Below are 21,141 nucleotides of genomic sequence, written 5' to 3' on the forward strand. Positions count from 1 at the left end.
AATCTCACGCACAATTCTATAAGTAAAGTCTAAATACGAGATATATTACAATTGGATTATAGGTTTATTTACAAACATCAAAAAAGGCGAGCTGAGCTCGCCTTTTTTACGCATAATTTACATATTGGGGTAGGTTGGTCCGCCGCCCCCTTCTGGTACAACCCAAGTAATATTTTGGCTCGGATCTTTAATGTCACAGGTTTTACAGTGAATACAGTTCTGTGCATTAATTTTAAATACATCTTTACCATCTTCTTCGACCACTTCGTAGACGCCCGCAGGACAGTAACGCTGCGCAGGTTCCGCATACTCTGGTAAGTTGACTGTAAGCGGAATATCGGCATCTTTTAGTTGCAAGTGACAAGGTTGGTCTTCTGCATGGTTAGTATTAGATAAAAACACCGAAGATAACCGATCAAAGGTGATTTTATTATCGGGTTTTGGATATTCAATCGGTTGATAATTATTCGCTTTTTCGGTGCATTTGTAATCGGGCGTCCACTCTTTAAATTTAAATGGTAACTTACCACCAAAATAATTTTGATCGAGTGTGTTATAGGCGCCACCCAAGACGGTACCCAGTTTGTGAACTGCTCCGCCAAAGTTACGAGAGCGATAGAGTTCATCAAATACCCACGAGTTTTCGAAGGCGACTTTGTATGAATCAAGATCACTGTGCTGCTGACCCTCGGATATCGCCTTAAAAACTGATTCAGCGGCTAACATCCCCGATTTCATCGCAGTGTGGTTACCCTTAATTTTTGAAAAATTAAGCGTACCTGCATTGCAACCCAATAAAATGCCACCAGGAAATGTCATTTTAGGTAGCGAATAGTAACCACCTTTAGCGATGGCACGAGCGCCATATGTGACACGCTTACCATTCTCCAACACCGCCTTTATAGCAGGATGCGTTTTAAAGCGTTGGAACTCTTGAAATGGGTTTAGGTACGGGTTTTTGTAGTTTAAATCGATAATTAAACCGACATACACCTGACCGTCATCCGCGTGGTATAAATAGCCACCACCTGAGCCATTTTCATCAAGCGGCCAGCCCGCGGTATGCACTACTTTGCCAGGTTCATGTTGTTCAGCAGGAACATCCCAGATTTCTTTAAAGCCAATGCCATAGTGTTGCGGTGTGGCGTCTTTATCCAACTCAAACTGCTGCATTAATTGCTTACCAAGATGACCTCGGCAACCCTCTGCAAACAGCGTATATTTGGCGCGCAGCTCCATGCCCGGCATATAACCATCTTTCTCTGAGCCGTCTTTGGCTACGCCCATGTCTCCGGTTATAACACCACCAACACTGCCGTCGTCATTTTTAATCAGTTCGCTCGCAGCGAAACCCGGGAAGATCTCGATGCCTAGGCTTTCTGCTTGCTCGGCGAGCCAACGACAGATGTTGCCCATACTGACGATATAATTACCTTCATTATGAAAGGTTTTAGGAACCGCAATATGAGGTAATTGACGACTGCTATGTTGGTCTTTAAGTAACAGGATCTCATCTTTAGTGACTGCAGTATTTAGCGGCGCGCCTCGCTCTTTCCAGTCAGGAAACAATTCGTTCATTGCACGAGGTTCAAATACCGCACCGGATAAGATGTGAGCGCCAATATCGGCTCCCTTCTCGACAACACAGATCATCAGTTCCTGCTCATTTTCTTGAGCAAGCTGTCCAAGTCGGCATGCAGCTGCTAGTCCCGAGGGACCCGCACCTACGATGACGACATCAAAGTCCATACTTTCGCGTTCCACGTTAACCTCCATAATCAAGAGCCGATATCAATTGGCATCAACCCTTGATAGTTTTGCAATAGCTGTGTGATTTCTTCCGCCGGTACTGGGCGACTAAATAGATAACCTTGACCTATGCCGCAGTCACGACTTAATAAAAACTCGACCTGTTCACTGGTCTCAATCCCTTCAGCGACCAGCTGGATATTTAGGTTTTTGGCTAAGTTAATAATCGTTTGTACGATGACCGCATCATCTTCATTATCAGGCAGATCCTTAACGAATGAACGGTCAATTTTTAATGACGTTACTGGAAAGTTCTTAAGATATGACAGCGACGAGTAACCGACCCCAAAGTCGTCGATAGCGAGCGACATACCGTGCTCACGTACCGAGTGCATAAAGTTGGTGTGCGATTGGATATTCTCAATAAAGACTTGTTCTGTCAGTTCCAGTTCAATAAAACGCGGTGATAAGCGCGCTTCATTGACGTTATCTACGATAGTTTCGACTAAATCGGGTAGGTGTAGCTGCTTACCCGAGATATTAATTGCCATGGTCAGTTCACTAAAGCCCATCTCATGCCATCTTTTAAGCTGATGGCAGGCGGTGCGCATGACGTATTCTGATAGCGGAATGATCAAACCGGTATCTTCAGCAACCGGGATAAATTGATCGGGACCAATCACTGTGCCGTCTTCTTTTACCCAGCGTACAAGGGCTTCTAAGCCAATAATTCGGTGACCAAGAAGCTCAACTTTAGGTTGGTAATACACTTCGAGCGATTCTTGCTCTACAGCATGGCGCAGCTGCTTGACCATTTCGAGTTTTTTGGCTAAATCGCGATGCACCGCTTGGCTATAAATATGATAAGTGTTACGACCCTTGTCCTTCGCTTGATAGAGCGCTGTATCAGCATTTCGAATTAAATATTCAGGATTGTTGTCAGCATCTTCGGCAAAGGCGATACCGATTGAGGCACTGATGAATAATTCATATTCATCAACGTAAAAATGCGCATCCAATGCTTGTAGCATTTGTTCCGTTAGCGTAAGTACCTGCTTGCGTGAAGGCGATCGAGGTAGTGCTAACAAAAATTCATCGCCACCTGAGCGCGCGAGCACTGAATCTTTAGGTGCAAGCTTTTTGATCCGACGGGCAACGCGTTTAATCAGCTCATCCCCGACAGTATGGCCTAGCGCATCGTTGACTTCTTTAAAGCGATCTAAATCGATAAATAAAATCGTTGTTAAGCCGTTTTCTGCCTCATCGTTAAGCCACTCCGAGAGGATCCGCATGAGTGCGTTACGATTGATCAGACGTGTCAATGAATCATGCTCAGCCAAGTATGCGATTTCTTTCTCGACCCTCTCTCGCTCGTCTATCTCCGAATAAAGTTCAATATTGGCGTCGGCTAATTGCTGCGCTTTATATCGGCTCTGTGCCAAGATATAAAACACCAATGTGAGCATCGCGGTAATAAATAACCCTGTAAACAACAAGGTCAGGGCAAGTCCATCACGTTCGTCGGCCAAACGCTTCGGCGTCATCCAGACATGCAGTTGCCATTTTGACCCCAACAATTGCAATGTTCGATTCACTGACCATGGCTCGCGTAGCGAAACATCGCCTGCGAATTGATACAAAGTCTGAGCATCACGACTGATGGCGACTTGATATCCTTCACTAATATTTTGACGAATAATATCATTGAGCAAGTCTTGTAAGCTAATTACAAGACCCAGAAAACCCTGTCGCTCATATCCCTCTATGCGAGAAAACATTACGATGTCGCTACCGATGCGTCCCAAATTACCGGCGCTACCAATCATCGCGTGTTGATTACCTTGCGACTGTGGGAGCACCTTGATGAGTTCGGAATTTTTAAAGGGGGTGCCGAGTAGCTGCGCTTGGCGGCTAGGGGGGTAATACTTTTCAATGATTAGGTCGGGAGACAGCCACACCATTGATGTAATGCTTTGATAATAAAGTGAGATAATACTAGCGTCATCGATCCAGCGTTGATCAAGACTTTGTTGACTTTGCTTCAACTCGCGCGCAAATAGTTCGGTGGCGAATAAATGCGCCACCAAACTCTGTCTAATTTCGCGTTGTATGTTATACGCTTCATTTTCAAGCGCTTCTTGGGCTTCCTGATTCTCGAGATAGCGCACGTAAGAGAACGCGATGAGCGAGATCAGTATACCTGTCAGCACTGTGACAAGGGCTTGCTTGGCACCCGCAATAAGCTTTAAACGCATGAATTAGACTCTCTTAACGACTGAGTTCTGGACGATCCTTAAACTCGTTGAGCGCATCTGGGTTGGCCAATGCATCAGTATTTTTTACTGGCTGCCCATGAACCACATTGCGCACTGCTAGTTCAACAATCTTACCACTGATGGTTCTTGGAATATCGTTCACTTGTAATATAACCGCAGGCACGTGTCTAGGGGTAGCATTTGCACGAATCGTTTGTTTAATGGTTTTCACCAGCGCTTCATCGAGTTCAACACCGTCACGTAGACGAACAAAAAGTACAACACGTTCGTCATCATCCCACTGTTGACCAATCGCAATACTTTCGAGTACCGCATCGACTTTTTCGACTTGACGATATATTTCCGCAGTACCAATACGTACACCGCCTGGGTTTAATACCGCATCTGAGCGTCCATAGATAATGACGCCATCGTGTGTGGTTAACTCAGCAAAATCGCCATGTGCCCAAATATTGTCGAAGCGGGCGAAATATGCATTAAAATAGCGCTGTCCATCGTCGTCGCCCCAAAAGCCAACCGGCATATTCGGGAACGAGTTTTCGCACACGAGCTCACCTTTTTGTGCTTTGACGGGTTCGCCCTGATCGTTATATACGTTAACGGCTAAGCCTAAGCCGCGGCATTGCAGCTCACCACGATATACCGGCAAGATAGGGCAGCCTAAAGCAAAGCATGAGACGATATCGGTGCCACCCGAAATCGATGATAAGCAAAGATCGGTCTTAATATCACGGTAGACGTAGTCAAAACTCTCAGGCGGTAACACCGAACCTGTGGTCAGGATGCTGCGCAGTGCCTTTAGGTCGTGTGACTCACGTGGTTTAACATCGGCTTTCTCGAGTGCGGATAAATACTTGGCACTGGTACCAAAGACACTGATATGTTCTTCGTCAGCAATATCCCAGAGAACTTCGGGTTTGGGCGCAAAAGGCGAACCGTCGAACAGCACCAATTTAGCACCGAGGGCTAAACCGCTGACTAACCAGTTCCACATCATCCAACCGCAGGTTGTGAAATAGAACAAGGTGTCTTCACGGTCTAAGTCGGTGTGTAAACCATGCTCTTTGTAATGCTGCAACAAGGTACCGCCTGCGCCGTGGACGATACATTTAGGTACCCCTGTGGTACCTGAAGAGAACATGATGTAAACAGGGTGGTTAAATGGCTTCCGGACAAAATCGATGGTGCTAGCATCATTATCGAGAAAGGCTTCGTAGCGGACTAAGCGCGCGTCATCGATCACCTCTGTTTGACCGCTAAAGTTCACCAGTACTAACGTCTCGACGGTATCTAGCTGTGCGGCGATGTCAGACACTTTATCTTTAATATTGAGATTCTTTTGGTTGTAATAGTAGCCGTCCACTGTGATCAGTACTTTGGGTTCGATTTGACCAAAGCGGTCCAATACGCCCTGTACCCCAAAGTCGGGTGAGCACGATGACCAGATAGCGCCTAAGCTGGTGGTCGCTAGCATCATGACGATCGTCTCAATACAGTTGGGCATCATTCCCGCGACGCGGTCACCACTGACCACACCGTGCGTTTTTAACGCCTGTGCAGCGCGTGCGACCTGTTGATAGAGCGCTTCATAGCTGAGCTCCTGTCGCGCACCGTTTTCTCCGCGAAATACCAGCGCACTGTGAGTGTCATTATGACGCAGCAGGTTTTCGGCAAAGTTTAATTTGGCATCAGGGAACCATTGGGCGCCGGGGAGCTTATTTTTATCACGGACAATCACATCGCCCTTGTCACCAATGACATCAAAATAGTCCCAAATTAACGACCAAAATGTTTCGTCGTTATCAATCGACCACTGGTATAGGTCATGGTAATTCGCTAGACCTGCATTATGATGAACATTGATTTGTTGTAGGAAATCGCTCATACGTGCTTCAGCGATTTGCTCCGCATTCGGTTGCCAAAGTCGTTCTGCTGCCATAGTTATTATCCTTCTTTTGCCAGTTCTGCGAGTGCCACCTGTGAGCGAGGACCATGCCCCAGGTGATGACATATGTCTGCGCCCGCACGGATGAGTGCATCCAGATCAACGCCGGTATCAATGCCCATGCCGTTTAGCATGTATACCACATCTTCTGTGGCGACATTACCGCTTGCGCCCTTGGCATAAGGGCACCCACCTAAACCGGCAACGGCACTGTCAATGGTATTAACGCCTAATTCCAAACAAGCTAAGATATTAGCCAGCGCTTGTCCGTAGGTATTGTGAAAATGCAGGGCAAGTTGATGAGCGGGGACAACCTCAAGCACTGCTTTGACCATCCGCGCCGCTTGAAGCGGAGTGCCAACACCAATGGTGTCGCCGAGCGATACTTCATAACAGCCCATTTCGATGAGCTGGCGCGCCACGCGAGTCACATCTTCAAGTGGCACTTCGCCCTGGTATGGACAGCCCAGCACGCATGAAACATAGCCTCGCACGCGTATGTTCGCCGCGCGTGCCTGCTCGATAACCGGGCGAAAACGTTCGAGCGATTCGTCGATAGAACAGTTGATATTGCGTTGGCTGAACTGTTCTGAGGCAGCACCAAAAACAGCAACCTCGTCTGTGTTAACCGCTAAGGCATTTTCGAGCCCTTTCAAGTTGGGCGTCAGAGCCGAATAAGTAATACCGTTTTGGCGATCAATTTGCTGCATGATCTCGCTACTATCGGCCATTTGAGGCACCCACTTGGGGCTAACAAAGCTAGCACTCTCAATGTAGCGAAGGCCGGTTTTTGATAACGCGTTAATCAGCTCAACTTTGGCAGCGGTCGGAACCGCTACCTCGTTTTGTAAGCCATCGCGTGGGCCGACTTCAACGATATTTACCTGCCTAGGCATCGCCTCACGATCAAACATAATTACTCCTTTTCTGCGATAGCAACGAGCTCATCACCATCGCTCACCAAGTCGCCTTGCGCAAAGAATACGTCGGTCACTTCGCCGGCACAATGCGCTTTGATGGTGTATTCCATCTTCATCGCTTCCATGATCACCAACGCCTGATCTTTTTCAACCCTGTCACCTTGACTGACTAAAACGTCGGTAATGGTGCCGTTCATTGGTGCAACCAAACCACCGCTGTGGTTATCGTCGACCAAGGTATCGGCGACTTTGTGGCGGTGCAGGGTGACGGGTCCCTGTTCACTAAATACCGTGATAGTGTCCTCAGAGCTGGCGATGTAGCGCTGATAGCGATGACCGTTCACCGCAATCGTGAGGGTATCGTCCTGTACGCTCGCATGAATACTGAAATTATCGTCATCGAGTGCGACTTGAAACGCCTCTGCACGTTGCACGAGTTCAACGCGACTCAGTTCCTCGCCTTCGCTGAACTCCACAACATGCACGGGCGCCTCGTTAAGACGCAGTGCAGTGGCATGAGCCCACGGGTTGGTTTGTGTGGCATGCTGTGTTTGGCGTTGCAGCACATCAAACAATGCCGCTTCGATACGTGCCCAAGTTAAACTTTGCTGCGTCTCAGGGAACAGCGATTGTTCGTGCTGTTGGATAAACTCAGTGGTGAGATCCATACGCATGAAGGCAGGGTGGCTGGCTAACCGATGTAAAAAGTCGATATTAGTGTGTAAACCCGTTACACGGTATTGTTTGAGCGCGCGTTGCAACTTCAGTAGCGCGCGTTCACGGTCCGTATCCCAAACGATAAGCTTAGCGATCATGGGATCGTAAAAGCTGGAAATTTCATCACCTTGCTCAACGCCAGTATCAATACGTACGCCGGCATCGACTGCTGGCGTGCGAAGGTGGCGGATGGTTCCTGTACTGGGTAAAAAGTCGTTAGCGGGATCTTCGGCATAAATACGCGCTTCGAACGCATGACCGCTGACGCTGACCGCGTCTTGAGTTAACGGAAGGCTCTCTCCCGCGGCGACCATTAACTGCCATTCGACCAAGTCTAAACCGGTAATCATCTCAGTGACCGGGTGTTCGACCTGTAAGCGTGTATTCATTTCCATGAAGAAGAATTCACCACTGGCATCATACAAAAACTCAACCGTGCCAGCGCCAACATAATCGATTGCTTTCGCCGCTTTGACCGCCGCTTCACCCATCGCTTTACGGGTTTTTTCCGACAATGCTGGGGCAGGGGCTTCCTCAATCACTTTTTGGTGACGACGTTGTACTGAGCAATCACGTTCGGCAAGGTAGACTGCGTTACCATGCTGATCGCAGAATACCTGAATTTCGACGTGACGCGGATTACGAATAAAACGCTCAAACAATACCTTATCATTACCGAACGATGATTTTGCCTCACGTTTTGCCGACTTCAATGCCGCTTTAAAGTCTTGTGCTGATTCGACCACGCGCATGCCTTTACCACCGCCGCCGTATGCAGCTTTGAGTAGGAGCGGGAAACCAACCTGCTGAGCTTTCTCAAATAGCGTGTCTTCGTCTTGCTCACTGCCATGATAGCCCGGCACCAGTGGCACGCCCGCTTCATCCATAATCGCTTTAGCTGCGCTTTTGGATCCCATGGCGGCAATGGCCGATACCGGTGGCCCCACAAAAATGATGTCATTTTGCTGGCATAGTTCAGCAAACGACTCATTTTCAGATAAAAAGCCGTAACCTGGGTGAATAGCGTCGGCTCCTGCGGATTTCGCGACTTCGATAATTGTTTCAGCTTTTAGATAACTTTCATTACTCGGGGCAGGGCCAATGTAATAGGCTTCATCCGCCAACTGCGTATGACGCGCTTGGGTGTCGGCGGCCGAGTATACCGCAATGGTGCGAATACCCATCTTGCGTGCTGTCTCGATAACGCGACAGGCGATTTCACCACGGTTTGCAATAAGAAGTGATTGAATCATAAATAATCCTGTTAGCCTTTGTTCTGCCACTGCGGTGCGCGTTTTTCTAGGAATGCTGAGAGACCTTCTTGGCCCTCGTCTGAGACCCGGATCTTGGCGATTTCTTCGATTGTAAATTGGCGTACCTGCTGATCCGTGGGCTGGTGTGCAACCCCGCGAATAAGGCGCTTACACGACTGCAATGCTTGAGGGGAATTATTCAGCAATGCATCGAGCAAGCCAGGTAATGCATCATCAAAGTCATCAACAATCTCTGTCACCAAACTGGCTTGCAGTGCCTTGTCGGCAAAGAAGCGCTCCGCGGTGAGCATATAGCGCCGTGCTTGACGCTCACCCATGACACGCACCACATAGGGGCTGATAACGGCTGGAATCAGACCAATTTTAACTTCGCTCAAACAGAAGCTGGTTTTGGGTTGTGCTAAGACGATATCGCAGCACGCAGCTAGGCCGACAGCACCGCCAAAAGCGGCGCCTTGTACCAAAGCGATGGTCGGCTTGCTTAACTGGTCAAGCTGACTCATTAGGCGGTCGAGACCCGCAGCATCATCCACGTTCTCTTGATAATCTTTATCCGCCATGGAGCGCATCCAATTTAAATCGGCGCCGGCGGAGAAGTTCTTGCCATTTGAGCGTAACACCAACACGCGCGCTTGCGTCGAGTGTTCAACCTCATTTAATGCCGCTACGAGTTCGGCAATCATCTTATCATCAAAGGCATTATGCACTTCTGGACGATTCAATGTTAACCACGCTACGCCGCGCTGATCGATAGAAAAATCCGTGTATTCACTCATGACTGTTCCCCTTACATTCGGAATACGCCGAACTGGCTGTCTTCAATCGGTGCGTTCAGTGATGCGGCGATACTTAAACCGAGCACATCGCGGGTTTGTGCTGGGTCGATAATGCCATCGTCCCAGAGGCGACCTGAGGCATAATACGGGTGACCTTGCTGCTCATATTGCTCGATGATGGGCTGCTTTAGTTTCGCTTCATCGTCAGCACTTAATTGCTCACCTTTGCGCGCGAGGTTGTCTTTAGTGACTTGTGCCATTACGCCTGCGGCTTGCTCTCCGCCCATCACAGAAATACGTGCGTTGGGCCACATGAACATCAGTGTCGGATCGTAGGCGCGACCGCACATACCATAGTTACCCGCACCATAGCTGCCACCAATGAGCACGGTAAATTTAGGTACTTTCGCGCAAGATACGGCCATAACCATTTTAGCGCCGTGTTTGGCGATACCTTCGGCTTCGTACTTTTTACCCACCATAAAACCGGTGATGTTTTGCAAAAATACGAGAGGAATCTTTCGTTGCGCACAGAGCTCAATAAAGTGAGCCCCTTTTTGTGCGCTTTCAGAGAAGAGAATACCGTTATTGGCGACGATACCCACGGGGTAGCCGTGAATGCGCGCAAAGCCGGTTACTAGGGTATTGCCATAGTTGGCTTTAAACTCGTCAAAATCAGAGTCATCAACCACACGTGCAATCACTTCATGGACATCGTAAGGCTTGCGAAGGTCGGTACCAACAATGCCATAGAGTTCTTTTGCATCGTAACGCGGCGGCTTGCTTTCACGCTGATCCAGTTGGGTCGGCGCAGGGCGGTTTAAGCGTGCAACTGAACGGCGCGCTAACGCCAAAGCGTGCTCGTCGTTGTGAGCAAAGTGGTCGGCAACGCCTGAAATACGCGTATGCACGTCGGCACCACCGAGTTCCTCGGCACTCACTTCTTCACCGGTTGCTGCCTTAACTAGGGGGGGACCTGCTAAAAAGATGGTGCCTTGCTCTTTTACGATGACACTTTCATCGGCCATTGCCGGAACATAAGCACCACCCGCCGTACACAAACCCATGACCACGGCGATTTGTGGAATACCCTTCGCCGACATATTGGCTTGATTAAAGAAAATACGACCAAAGTGGTCTTTATCTGGGAACACATCATCTTGTCGAGGCAAGTTCGCGCCGCCCGAATCAACTAAATAGATGCAGGGCAGATGGCAACGTTCGGCAATTTCTTGCGCACGTAAGTGTTTTTTTACAGTTAGCGGGTAGTAGGTGCCGCCTTTTACTGTCGCGTCGTTGGCAACAATCATACATTCAACGCCTTCGACACGACCAATACCAGCGACAACGCCCGCTGCCGGTACATAGTCGTCGTAGACGTCCCACGCCGCAAACTGACCAATTTCTAAAAATGGCGAGCCCGCATCAAGTAACTTATTAATGCGTTGGCGCGGTAATAGTTTACCGCGCGATAAGTGGCGCTCCTGATATTTAGGACCACCGCCTTGCTTTATTTGCTCGACCTTGGCGTTTACGTCATCAACGACCGCTTGCATCGATTCATAGTTCGCTTTGAACTGCGCATCGCGGGTGTTCACTTTGCTTGCGAGAATAGCCACAGCGTCTCCTTTTATTTGGACTCGTTGAACAACTCACGACCGATCAACATACGGCGTATTTCTGAGGTGCCCGCGCCGATTTCATAGAGTTTAGCGTCGCGCAGTAGGCGTCCTGTTGGGTACTCGTTGATATAGCCATTGCCACCGAGTAATTGAATTGCATCAAGTGCTAACTGAGTGGCGAGTTCAGCCGCATATAAGATAGCGCCGGCAGCGTCTTTACGGGTCGTTTCACCGCGGTCACAGGACTGAGCAACGGCGTAGACATATGCGCGAGCAGCGTTCGTGCGCGTGTACATGTCGGCCACTTTACCTTGTACTAGCTGAAACTCGCCGATTGCTTTGCCAAATTGAGTGCGATCGTGGATATAAGGCACTACGGTATCCAAGCAAGCTTGCATAATGCCCAGTGGACCTGCGGCAAGCACCGCACGCTCGTAATCGAGACCACTCATTAGTACTTCAACGCCACCATTGAACTCGCCAAGAATATTCTCAGCTGGTACTTCGACGTCTTCAAATACCAACTCACATGTATTTGAACCCCGCATCCCGAGCTTGTCGAGTTTCTGTGCTTGGCTAAACCCAGGGGTATTCTTCTCAACGATGAAAGCGGTAATGCCGCGTGATGCTTTTTCGGCGTCTGTTTTTGCGTAGATGACAAAGACATCGGCATCTGGACCATTGGTGATCCACATTTTATTGCCATTGAGCACGTACTTGTCGCCTTTTTTCTCGGCTTTAAGCTTCATGCTCACCACATCAGAACCCGCATTAGGTTCGCTCATCGCCAGCGCGCCGACATGCTCGCCAGTACATAACTTGGGTAAGTATTTTTGTTTTTGTTCTTCATTACCGTTACGCGCGATTTGATTCACGCACAAGTTAGAATGGGCACCGTAACTCAATCCGACCGATGCTGAAGCACGGCTAATTTCTTCCATCGCGATGACATGTTCTAAGTAACCCATTCCAGAGCCACCGTACTGCTCGTCAACGGTCAGACCCAACAGACCCATATCACCGAGCTTACGCCACAAATCACTTGGAAACTCATTGGCTTCATCAATTTCAGCCGCACGCGGTGCAATTTCATCGCGCGCAAAGGCGTTCACTGCTTCACGCAGCATATCCGCGGTTTCGCCTAAGCCAAAGTTAAAAGAATTAAATTGCGTAATCATAATGACTCCTGAGATGAGACTACTTTCTTGGTTGTCGTTCGCACTGATTCGAGCTCGTCTTGGCAGCGTTGTTCGAGGCCAGTGAGCTCTGTCAGTAATACGTTGATATCTTCCATTTGTTGCTTGAGCGATGCTTTCTTCTCGGCAATTAACTCAAGCACTTTTTCAAGCTGTGCGGCCGAACTATTGTCAGCGTCATACAACTCGAATAGACGCCGTGTTTCGGCCAATGAAAAACCCAATCGCTTGCCGCGTAGTATGAGTTTTAAGCGGACACGATCTTTATTATTGTAAATTCGGTGCTGACCCTGGCGACGCGGCGACAATAGCCCTTCGTCCTCGTAAAAACGGATAGAACGGGTCGTAATGTCAAATTGTTTTGCCAATTCGCCGATCGTATAAGTGATTTTGTTACTCATCAGACTTGCTTTTTAGTTGACCTAAGATCTAAGCTTAGAGGAAGTTTACGTTAACGTAAAGTGGTATTGGAGGAAAGATGTCAAACGATTCGGTCGTAATTGTTGCCGCAAACCGGACAGCAATGGGGGGCTTTCAAGGCAGCCTGAGTGAAGTCAGTGCACCTAATTTAGGGGCGGCTGCAATCAAAGCTGCACTCGGTCATAGTGGCCTGACAGAAAGTGATATTTCAGAAGTCATCATGGGCAACGTGTTACCAGCAGGATTAGGTCAAGCGCCTGCGCGTCAAGCGATGCTCTATGCGGGCTTACCACAAAGCACAGGCGCTACAACGATTAACAAAGTCTGTGGCTCGGGCTTAAAGGCAGCAATGTTTGCAACGGACTTAATTCGTGCCGGTTCGGCCGAAGTCGTTATTGCGGGCGGTATGGAGAGCATGTCGCGTGCACCGTATCTTCTGGATAAAGGGCGCAACGGCTACCGTATGGGTCATGGACAGTTGTTTGATCACATGATGCTCGACGGCTTAGAAGACGCCTACGAAGGTAAAGCCATGGGCTGTTATGCTCAGGATACCGCAGACAAGTATGGATTAGATCGCGATGCGATGGATGATTTCGCGATTAACTCATTACAAAAAGCGCAAAGCGCGATCGATAAGGGTTACTTCAAAAATGAAATTACCCCGCTCACATACTCAACGCGCAAAGGTGAGGTCACGGTTGATACGGATGAGCAACCGGGTAAAGCACGCCTCGACAAGATCCCGCAATTGCGCCCGGCTTTTAAAAAGGATGGCACCATTACCGCGGCCAACTCGAGCTCAATCTCCGATGGGGCAGCGGCATTGGTATTGATGCGTGAGAGCGAGGCGGTCAAACGCGGTTTGAAACCACTTGCACGCGTTAAAGGTCATGCCACTCATTCACAAGCACCCGCTGAGTTTACCGTGGCACCGATTGGTGCGATGGATGCGTTGCTGACGCAAGTAGGCTGGAGCAAAGAAGACGTCGATTTATGGGAAATCAACGAGGCCTTTGCCATGGTCACGATGCTTGCAATTAACGAAATGAAGTTGGATGCCAGTCGCGTCAATGTGCACGGTGGTGCCTGTGCACTCGGACACCCGATTGGCGCCAGTGGTGCGCGTTTACTTGTGACATTGTTGCATGCACTGAAACAACGTGGCGAGAAACGAGGCGTCACATCACTGTGTATTGGTGGTGGTGAAGCGGTCGCTCTCGCTGTTGAAATGATGGAGTAAAAAACTAAGGTTTTATCTGCTGGCGCGAAGCCAAAACAACTGCGACAACAATCAAGCTCGCGCCCAGCAGCCACCTTAGCCAATCGGTATCTTGTTGCCAGAACAGGACATTAACAAGAATACCAGCAGGAATTAGGGCATTGTTCATGGCGGCCAATTGTCCGGTATTGACCCATTTGCTGGCGAGATTCCAGCCAAGGTAACCAAGACCGGAAGCAACAATACCGAGCCATAGCAAAATGCCCCACTGCCATGAGGTGTTTGGCATCATTTGGTGGTTACCGAACAGCAACACACCGAGGCCAGACACGATGCTGGCGCCGACAAAAAAGGCAGCAAACTGTTGTACTTGATGTTGGGTTGAGCCAAGTTCAAGGCGCTTATAGGCGACTTGGCCGGCAGCAAAGCAGATATTGGCGGCTTGAATCAACGCAAAGCCAATGACGAAATCGGCGCTCAGTCCTTGATAACGAATAACGGCAGCGCCCGCGACTGATATCGCAGCGGCGAGCCACCAAACAACAGGTAGGCGTCGACGACCGATAATAATTTCGTCGATGAGTGTGATGTATAACGGGGTGAAAATAGTGAACAACAACACCTCTGCGACACTCAAATAAAGAAACGCGTGGTACAAGAATAAATACATAAAGCCGATTTGTACGGCACCAATTACGGCAAGTTGGGTGAGTGTTTTAGCGGAGTACGTTTGCAACTTGCGCCATTTGAATAACGGCAAGATAGTGAGTAAAGCAAGCACCATGCGGATAAACACGACCCAATAGCCATCGACTTGGCCAGCAAGGTATTCGCCGATAAGCGAGAAACTTGCAGCCCAAAGTAACGTAATAAGAATTAAAAGCGGCACGCGATAAGTCTCTTTTAATGATTATGAAAATTTGATTTATAAAATAACACAACAAGAAGGTGAGTTATGTCTAAAAAAGTGCCTCTGTATATCGACGGAGAGTTTCGCGCTTCAAAAACTGAGTCTTGGATTCCGGTGACCAACCCGGCGACTCAAGAAGTGATTGCCGAAGCTCCGTGCGCGACTCAAGACGAAATGGAAGCTGCAGTTGCGAGTGCACGAGAAGCCTTTAAAACGTGGAAAGAAGTGCCTGTTTCTGAACGTGCACGCGTGATGATGCGCTATCAGGCATTATTAAAAGAACATCAAGAAGAAATTGCTGAAATTTTGGCCCAAGAAACGGGTAAGACCTTTGAAGATGCCAAAGGAGACGTTTGGCGTGGTATCGAGGTGGTTGAGCAAGCAGCGAATATCCCATCACTCATGATGGGCGAAACTGTAGAAAATGTTGCTCGTTCTATTGATTCATACAGCTACATCCAACCGCTCGGTATTTGCGCGGGTATTACGCCTTTTAACTTCCCTGCGATGATCCCATTGTGGATGTTCCCGATGGCGATTGCCTGTGGCAATACCTTCATCTTAAAACCATCGGAACAAGATCCATTAACGCCTACGCGGCTTGTCGAGTTATTTGAACAAGCGGGCGCGCCTAAAGGCGTGTTGCAGGTTATTCATGGTGGCAAAGATCAAGTCGACTTTGTACTCGATCACCCTGAAATTCATGCGTTATCGTTCGTGGGTTCTGTACCAGTTGCTGAGTACATATACCGTCGTGGTACCGAGAACGGTAAACGTGTGCAAGCCTTTGCGGGTGCTAAAAACCATTGCGTGATCATGCCAGACGCGAATAAGCAGCAAGTAATCAACAACTTGGTGGGTGCTTCGGTCGGCGCGGCCGGTCAACGTTGTATGGCGATCTCGGTCGCGGTGTTCGTTGGTGCCGCGAAGGAGTGGATTCCAGAAGTGGCTGAAGCTATTGCTAAGGTACGCCCGGGCGCTTGGAACGATGAAAATGCTGCGTATGGCCCTGTGATTAGTCCGCAAGCAAAAGCGCGCATCGAACAAATGATCACCGATGGCGAAAATGAAGGCGCTAAATTATTGGTGGATGGTCGTGGTTGCACCGTCGAAGGATTGCCTGATGGAAACTGGGTAGGTCCGACGGTCTTCTCTGAAGTCACGGCAGATATGGACATTTACAAGAAAGAAGTCTTTGGTCCTGTGTTAAGCATGATGGAAGTCGATGATTTGGATGATGCACTGACGCTGGTTAACAACAACCCATACGGTAACGGTACGTCGATCTTCACCTCAAATGGTGCGGCAGCGCGTAAATACCAACATGAAGTGACCGTAGGTCAGGTGGGGATTAATATTCCAATCCCGGTGCCATTGCCGTTTTTCTCATTTACTGGCTGGAAACGTTCATTCTTTGGTGACTTGCATGCCTATGGTAAGCAAGCGATTCGCTTCTACACCGAAACCAAGACCGTGACTGCACGCTGGTTCGAAAGTGATATCGAGGCGAGTGGACCTAACATGTCTATTCACCTTAAGTAATTGATAAGTTAAAGGTAGTTATCATGAACTTTGAATTAACTGAAGACCAACAAGCCTTTGTCGATACGGCAAAGGCATTTGCGGACAAAGAGCTGGCACCCAATGCGGCGCGCTGGGATGAAGAGGCGCATTTCCCAATTGAGGTGTTTCGTAAGGCCGGTGAAATGGGCTTTATGGGCATGTATACGCCAGAAGAGGCGGGCGGCTTTGGCATGAGTCGCTTAGACTCAGCGCTCATTTTCGAACAATTAGCCGGTGGTTGTACGGCAACCACAGCAATGATGACCATTCACAATATGGTCACTTGGATGATTGGCTCATTTGGTCAACAAGCGGTAATTGATGAGTGGGTGCCTGAGCTCGTGACCGGTGAAAAGCTTGGCTCTTATTGTTTAACCGAGCCAGGCTCGGGTTCCGATGCGGCAAGCTTGCGTACCAGTGCTAAGAAAGAAGGCGACGAGTACGTGCTTAACGGCTCAAAAATGTTTATCTCTGGCGCGGGTGCAACCGATGTCATGGTTGTCATGGCGCGCACCGGAGAAGCTGGTCCTAAGGGTATTTCTGCTTTTGTTGTGCCAGCGGATGCGGAAGGTATCAGCTACGGCAAGAAAGAAGATAAAATGGGCTGGAACGCCCAGCCAACGCGTTTAGTCACGTTTGAAGATGTGCGCATCCCAGCTAAAAACCTGTTAGGCGAAGAAGGCGAAGGCTTTAAGTTTGCCATGATGGGTCTTGATGGTGGACGTATCAATATCGCAGTGTGCTCGGTCGGTACTGCACAGGCGGCACTCGAAACAGCATCTGCGTACATGCACGAGCGCAGTCAGTTTGGTAAACCATTGGCTGCTTTCCAAGCCTTGCAGTTTAAACTGGCGGATATGGCCACTGAGCTTGTTGCTGCACGTCAAATGGTCCGATTAGCCGCATCAAAAGTGGATAATGACGATCCTGACAAAACAACCTATTGCGCGATGGCGAAGCGTTTTGCGACAGACATTGGTTTCCAAGTGTGTAATGAAGCGCTGCAAATTCATGGTGGCTATGGTTATATCAAGGAGTATCCACTCGAACGTCATGTGCGTGACGTCCGTGTACACCAAATCCTTGAGGGCACCAACGAGGTGATGCGACTCATCATTGCGCGTCGCATTCTAGCTGATAGCGACCGCCAAATTCTGTAAGGAGTCGAGATGCAAACTCCCGTAATTATCGAAACAATCAACGCCGGTGACAAAGTCATCGGCGTTGCTACTCTGAATTCTGAAAAATCATTAAATGCGCTGAGTCTGGCGATGGCTGAGACCTTACTACCACAATTGCAGGCGTGGGCTGATGACCCAGATGTAGCCTGTATATGGTTGCAAGGCGCCGGTGAAAAGGCCTTTTGCGCAGGTGGCGACATTGTTGCCATGTACAAAGCGATGCAAGCTGAGCCGGGTCAGTTAGTTCCAGAGGTTGAGAACTTCTTCACCACCGAGTATCAGTTAGACTATGCCATCCAAACCTACCCTAAGCCGATTATTTGCTGGGGTGACGGTATCGTAATGGGCGGCGGTATGGGCTTGATGAATGGTGCCAGTCACCGCATTGTTACCGACCGCTCTTTGTTAGCAATGCCCGAAGTGACTATCGGTCTGTACCCTGATGTCGGCGCTACTTATTTTCTCAACCGCATGCCGAAAGGTTGTGGCGCGTTCTTAGGTATGACAGGCGCGACAATGAATGCGTCAGATGCGTTATTCCTCAATTTAGCTGACCAGTTTGTCGGCCATCAACATAAAGCTCAATTGATTGAGGCACTGCAAAGTATCGAATGGGGCGACACGGGCGCACTCAATCACCAGAAAGTGACCGATATGCTGGAACAGTTCGCCGAGCAAGATGATACGGCGTTACCGACACCTCAAGTTGAAGCACATATTGAAACGATTCAGCAAGCGATGGATACCCAGACGGTGACCGAAGCGGTACAGCGTGTGTTGGCTGCTGATGAAGAGGATAAATGGTTCCAAAAAGCGCAAAAAAATCTCAAACACGGTTGTCCGATTACACCGCATTTGGTGTGGCAACAAACGCGTCACGGTGCCGACTTATCCCTTGCAGACTGTTTTCGATTCGAACTCACTCTGTCGTGTAATTGTGCCGTACGGGGTGATTTTGCCGAGGGTATCCGTGCTTTATTAATTGATAAAGACAAGCAACCTAAGTGGCAATTTACGGATGTCGCTGACGTGACGGAGGAGGCGATTGACGGTTTCTTTGATCCGCCTTGGGGCGAACGCACACATCCGTTAGCCGAACTTGAACACGTGCTGGTAAAAAAATAATAATTATCGACAACAAGAAGGAGTCGAACATGGCGAATGTCGCATTTATCGGTTTAGGTAATATGGGTGGCCCGATGGCCATGAACTTGGCAAAAGCAGGCCATAACGTAAACGCGTTCGATTTATCGAAAGATGCATTGGCTCAGGTTGAGGCCGTGGGCGCACGCGCCTGTTCAAGCCCGCGCGAAGCGGTTGAGGGCGTAGACGTTGTGGTCAGCATGTTACCCGCTGATCATCATGTTGAGTCTGTCTACTTAGGCGATGAAGGCCTTGTACACGTCCTAACGGACAAGCAGTTAGTGATTGATTGCAGTACCATTTCATCTGAAGCGGCGATTTACGTCGGTGAACAACTTCAGCAAGCGGGTATCGCATTTATCGATGCACCTGTTTCTGGCGGTGTAGGTGGTGCAAAAGCAGGTACATTAACGTTTATCTGTGGTGGTACCGAAGCCAACGTTGATCGTGCGCGCACTGTACTGAATGACATGGGCAAAAATGTATTCCGTGCGGGTGATGTGGGTGCTGGGCAAATCGCTAAAATATGCAACAACATGTTGCTTTCAGTGTTAATGGTTGGCACCTCTGAGGCATTACAGCTCGGCAAGGCGAATGGTTTGGATCCTAAAGTGCTCAGTGAAATCATGCTGCAAAGCTCTGGCCGTAACTGGACCCTTGAAGTATATAATCCATGCCCTGATGTGATGGATGGTGTACCATCAAGTAATGATTATCAGGGCGGCTTTATGGTTGACCTGATGAGTAAAGACTTGGGGCTTGCCCAGCAAACTGCACTGAAATCCGGCGCCGCTACACCAATGGGCGCATTGACCCGTAATCTTTATCATGGGTGGTCGCAGCAAGGTCATGGTCGGCAAGATTTCTCAAGCATTTTTAATTATTTGACACCGATCACGAAAAAATAAAGAGGCAGTTCATGCAAGTAAAAGATAGCGTAATTGTAATCACAGGTGGTGCTCAAGGTTTAGGCTTGGCGATGGCCGAGGACTTTGCTAAGCAAGGCGCACAACTCGCATTGATTGATATCAATGGTGATGTACTGGGTGATGCACAAGAAGCCTGTGAGAAGTTGGGTGCGAAAAAAGTGATCGGCTACGAAGTCGATATCACCGATGAAGAGTCTGTCGAGACGGTATTTGAGCAAATCCAACAAGAGTTCGATGGTATCGATGTACTGGTCAACAACGCAGGTTTATTACGTGATGGCTTGTTGATTAAGTTTAAAGACGGTGAAATTAAGCAGAAAATGCCGTTGCAACAGTTCCAATCGGTGTTGGACGTTAACCTGACCGGTACCTTCTTGTGTGGTCGTGAAGCGGCAGCGCAGATGGTTAAAGCCGGCAAAAAGGGTGTCATCATTAATATCTCAAGCGTGGCACGTGCTGGTAATATTGGTCAAACGAACTATGCGGCTACCAAAGCGGGTGTCGTAGCCATGACAGTCACTTGGGCACGCGAGTTGGGTCGCTATGGTATTCGCTGCGGTGCTATTGCTCCTGGCTTTATCGAGACACCGATGACGGCACAGATGAAACCAGAAGCTGTCGAACGCGCATTGTCGATGGTGCCGCTGAAGCGTTGGGGGCAACCCAATGAGATTGCTCATAGCGCACGTTATATCATCGAGAATGACTTTTTCAGTGGCCGTGTGGTCGAAATTGACGGCGGTGTCCGTTTGTAATTAAACGCTAAAGTCACCCCTGTGTGGCTCATAGCTTCGCGTCTCTGTTATAGTATTCATTGCTTGGTTGCTTAACAGAGACGCTAAACTATGAAGATGACGTACCCTTTACTCTTTAAAACCCTTCCGATTTGCGCCATTTGGCTTGCCTTATGTATCTTAGCGCTTGCTTACCTCGAGTGGCCTGAAGATTTATTCTCGCAACTGCTGACTACACTGGTTGCCCTAGCGAGCGTCGTATTTGCATTTAAGTTATCCGGTGAAGTGTTCTTTAAAAAAATTAAGCTCAGACAATCAGAATTGAGCTATACACAGGCGTGGTCGCGGCCTCGCACACAACGCTGGCAAGATGTTGTCGAAGTTGATTATTCGCCGTTATGGCACTCATTTAAGCTGAGGTTTGCGAACGGTGAGCAACTCAATGTGAGTATTATTCTAACGCATTTGCGCGAATTTTTAGGTTTGATGGCACATGAGCTACCGCGCGATAAGTATATTGATGCGGTCAATAAGTTCAGTGGTGCCATGGGCGGAGACAAATAA

17 protein-coding genes are annotated in these 21,141 nt (G+C 48.8%); 7 read left to right on the forward strand and 10 right to left on the reverse strand.

Translation table 11 applies throughout. The features are described from left to right. Nucleotides 1-117: 117 nt before the first annotated feature. Genes DFP83_RS01530 through DFP83_RS01570 form a run of 9 tightly spaced genes read right to left on the reverse strand, consistent with a single transcriptional unit; the run spans nt 118 to nt 12,876 of the window. On the reverse strand, nt 118-1,764 hold the full coding sequence (locus DFP83_RS01530) for an electron transfer flavoprotein-ubiquinone oxidoreductase (protein ID WP_110572866.1): 1,647 nt from the start codon (nt 1,762-1,764) through the stop codon (nt 118-120). A 14-nt stretch (nt 1,765-1,778) separates the two neighbouring features. Next, complete coding sequence (locus DFP83_RS01535) at nt 1,779-4,004, reverse strand: putative bifunctional diguanylate cyclase/phosphodiesterase (RefSeq protein ID WP_110572476.1); 2,226 nt, start codon at nt 4,002-4,004, stop codon at nt 1,779-1,781. 13 nt (nt 4,005-4,017) lie between these two features. Next, on the reverse strand, nt 4,018-5,964 hold the full coding sequence (locus DFP83_RS01540) for an acetoacetate--CoA ligase (RefSeq protein ID WP_110572478.1): 1,947 nt from the start codon (nt 5,962-5,964) through the stop codon (nt 4,018-4,020). A 5-nt stretch (nt 5,965-5,969) separates the two neighbouring features. Next, nucleotides 5,970-6,884 carry a hydroxymethylglutaryl-CoA lyase gene (locus DFP83_RS01545; RefSeq protein WP_110572479.1) on the reverse strand — a complete coding sequence of 305 codons (915 nt, stop codon included), beginning with the start codon at nt 6,882-6,884 and terminating at the stop codon, nt 5,970-5,972. A gap of 2 nt (nt 6,885-6,886) precedes the next feature. Further along, nucleotides 6,887-8,860 carry an acetyl-CoA carboxylase biotin carboxylase subunit gene (locus DFP83_RS01550; protein ID WP_110572481.1) on the reverse strand — a complete coding sequence of 658 codons (1,974 nt, stop codon included), beginning with the start codon at nt 8,858-8,860 and terminating at the stop codon, nt 6,887-6,889. Nucleotides 8,861-8,871: 11 nt separating this feature from the next. Further along, a complete protein-coding gene (locus DFP83_RS01555) occupies nt 8,872-9,657 on the reverse strand; it encodes an enoyl-CoA hydratase/isomerase family protein (RefSeq protein WP_110572483.1) in 786 nt (261 codons plus the stop codon). Nucleotides 9,658-9,668: 11 nt separating this feature from the next. Further along, nucleotides 9,669-11,276 carry a carboxyl transferase domain-containing protein gene (locus DFP83_RS01560; RefSeq protein ID WP_110572485.1) on the reverse strand — a complete coding sequence of 536 codons (1,608 nt, stop codon included), beginning with the start codon at nt 11,274-11,276 and terminating at the stop codon, nt 9,669-9,671. Nucleotides 11,277-11,287: 11 nt separating this feature from the next. After that, the gene (locus DFP83_RS01565; protein WP_110572487.1) at nt 11,288-12,457 is read right to left on the reverse strand and encodes an isovaleryl-CoA dehydrogenase; all 1,170 of its coding nucleotides are present in this window, start codon (nt 12,455-12,457) and stop codon (nt 11,288-11,290) included. Beyond that, entirely contained in the window at nt 12,454-12,876 is a 423-nt protein-coding gene (locus DFP83_RS01570) for a MerR family transcriptional regulator (RefSeq protein ID WP_110572489.1), read from the reverse strand. Before DFP83_RS01570 ends, DFP83_RS01565 begins: the two co-directional genes overlap by 4 nt. A 77-nt stretch (nt 12,877-12,953) precedes the next feature. Here DFP83_RS01570 and DFP83_RS01575 point away from each other — a divergent pair, with 77 nt between their 5' ends. Continuing rightward, nucleotides 12,954-14,138: a thiolase family protein gene (locus DFP83_RS01575; protein WP_110572491.1), complete on the forward strand. Its 1,185-nt coding sequence runs from the start codon at nt 12,954-12,956 to the stop codon at nt 14,136-14,138. Nucleotides 14,139-14,142: 4 nt separating this feature from the next. On the opposite strand, the gene DFP83_RS01580 is transcribed toward DFP83_RS01575, so the two are convergent. After that, nucleotides 14,143-15,006 carry an EamA family transporter gene (locus DFP83_RS01580; RefSeq protein WP_110572493.1) on the reverse strand — a complete coding sequence of 288 codons (864 nt, stop codon included), beginning with the start codon at nt 15,004-15,006 and terminating at the stop codon, nt 14,143-14,145. A gap of 66 nt (nt 15,007-15,072) precedes the next feature. Between DFP83_RS01580 and DFP83_RS01585 the strand changes: the two genes are divergently transcribed. The 6 genes from DFP83_RS01585 (at nt 15,073) to DFP83_RS01610 (ending at nt 21,141) form a co-directional block, all read left to right on the forward strand. Next, nucleotides 15,073-16,569 (forward strand): CoA-acylating methylmalonate-semialdehyde dehydrogenase, encoded by a 1,497-nt coding sequence (locus tag DFP83_RS01585; RefSeq protein ID WP_110572495.1) that lies wholly within the window; start codon nt 15,073-15,075, stop codon nt 16,567-16,569. 23 nt (nt 16,570-16,592) lie between these two features. After that, entirely contained in the window at nt 16,593-17,750 is a 1,158-nt protein-coding gene (locus DFP83_RS01590) for an acyl-CoA dehydrogenase family protein (RefSeq protein ID WP_110572497.1), read from the forward strand. Nucleotides 17,751-17,759: 9 nt separating this feature from the next. After that, nucleotides 17,760-18,896: an enoyl-CoA hydratase/isomerase family protein gene (locus DFP83_RS01595; protein ID WP_110572499.1), complete on the forward strand. Its 1,137-nt coding sequence runs from the start codon at nt 17,760-17,762 to the stop codon at nt 18,894-18,896. Between the two features lie 29 nt (nt 18,897-18,925). Continuing rightward, nucleotides 18,926-19,822 carry a 3-hydroxyisobutyrate dehydrogenase gene (gene mmsB, locus DFP83_RS01600; protein WP_110572501.1) on the forward strand — a complete coding sequence of 299 codons (897 nt, stop codon included), beginning with the start codon at nt 18,926-18,928 and terminating at the stop codon, nt 19,820-19,822. A gap of 11 nt (nt 19,823-19,833) precedes the next feature. Then, entirely contained in the window at nt 19,834-20,598 is a 765-nt protein-coding gene (locus DFP83_RS01605; protein ID WP_110572503.1) for an SDR family oxidoreductase, read from the forward strand. A 90-nt stretch (nt 20,599-20,688) separates the two neighbouring features. Then, nucleotides 20,689-21,141 (forward strand): hypothetical protein, encoded by a 453-nt coding sequence (locus DFP83_RS01610; protein WP_110572505.1) that lies wholly within the window; start codon nt 20,689-20,691, stop codon nt 21,139-21,141.

The sequence above is a fragment of the Idiomarina fontislapidosi genome (assembly GCF_003226255.1).
Classification (GTDB): Bacteria; Pseudomonadota; Gammaproteobacteria; order Enterobacterales; family Alteromonadaceae; genus Idiomarina; species Idiomarina fontislapidosi.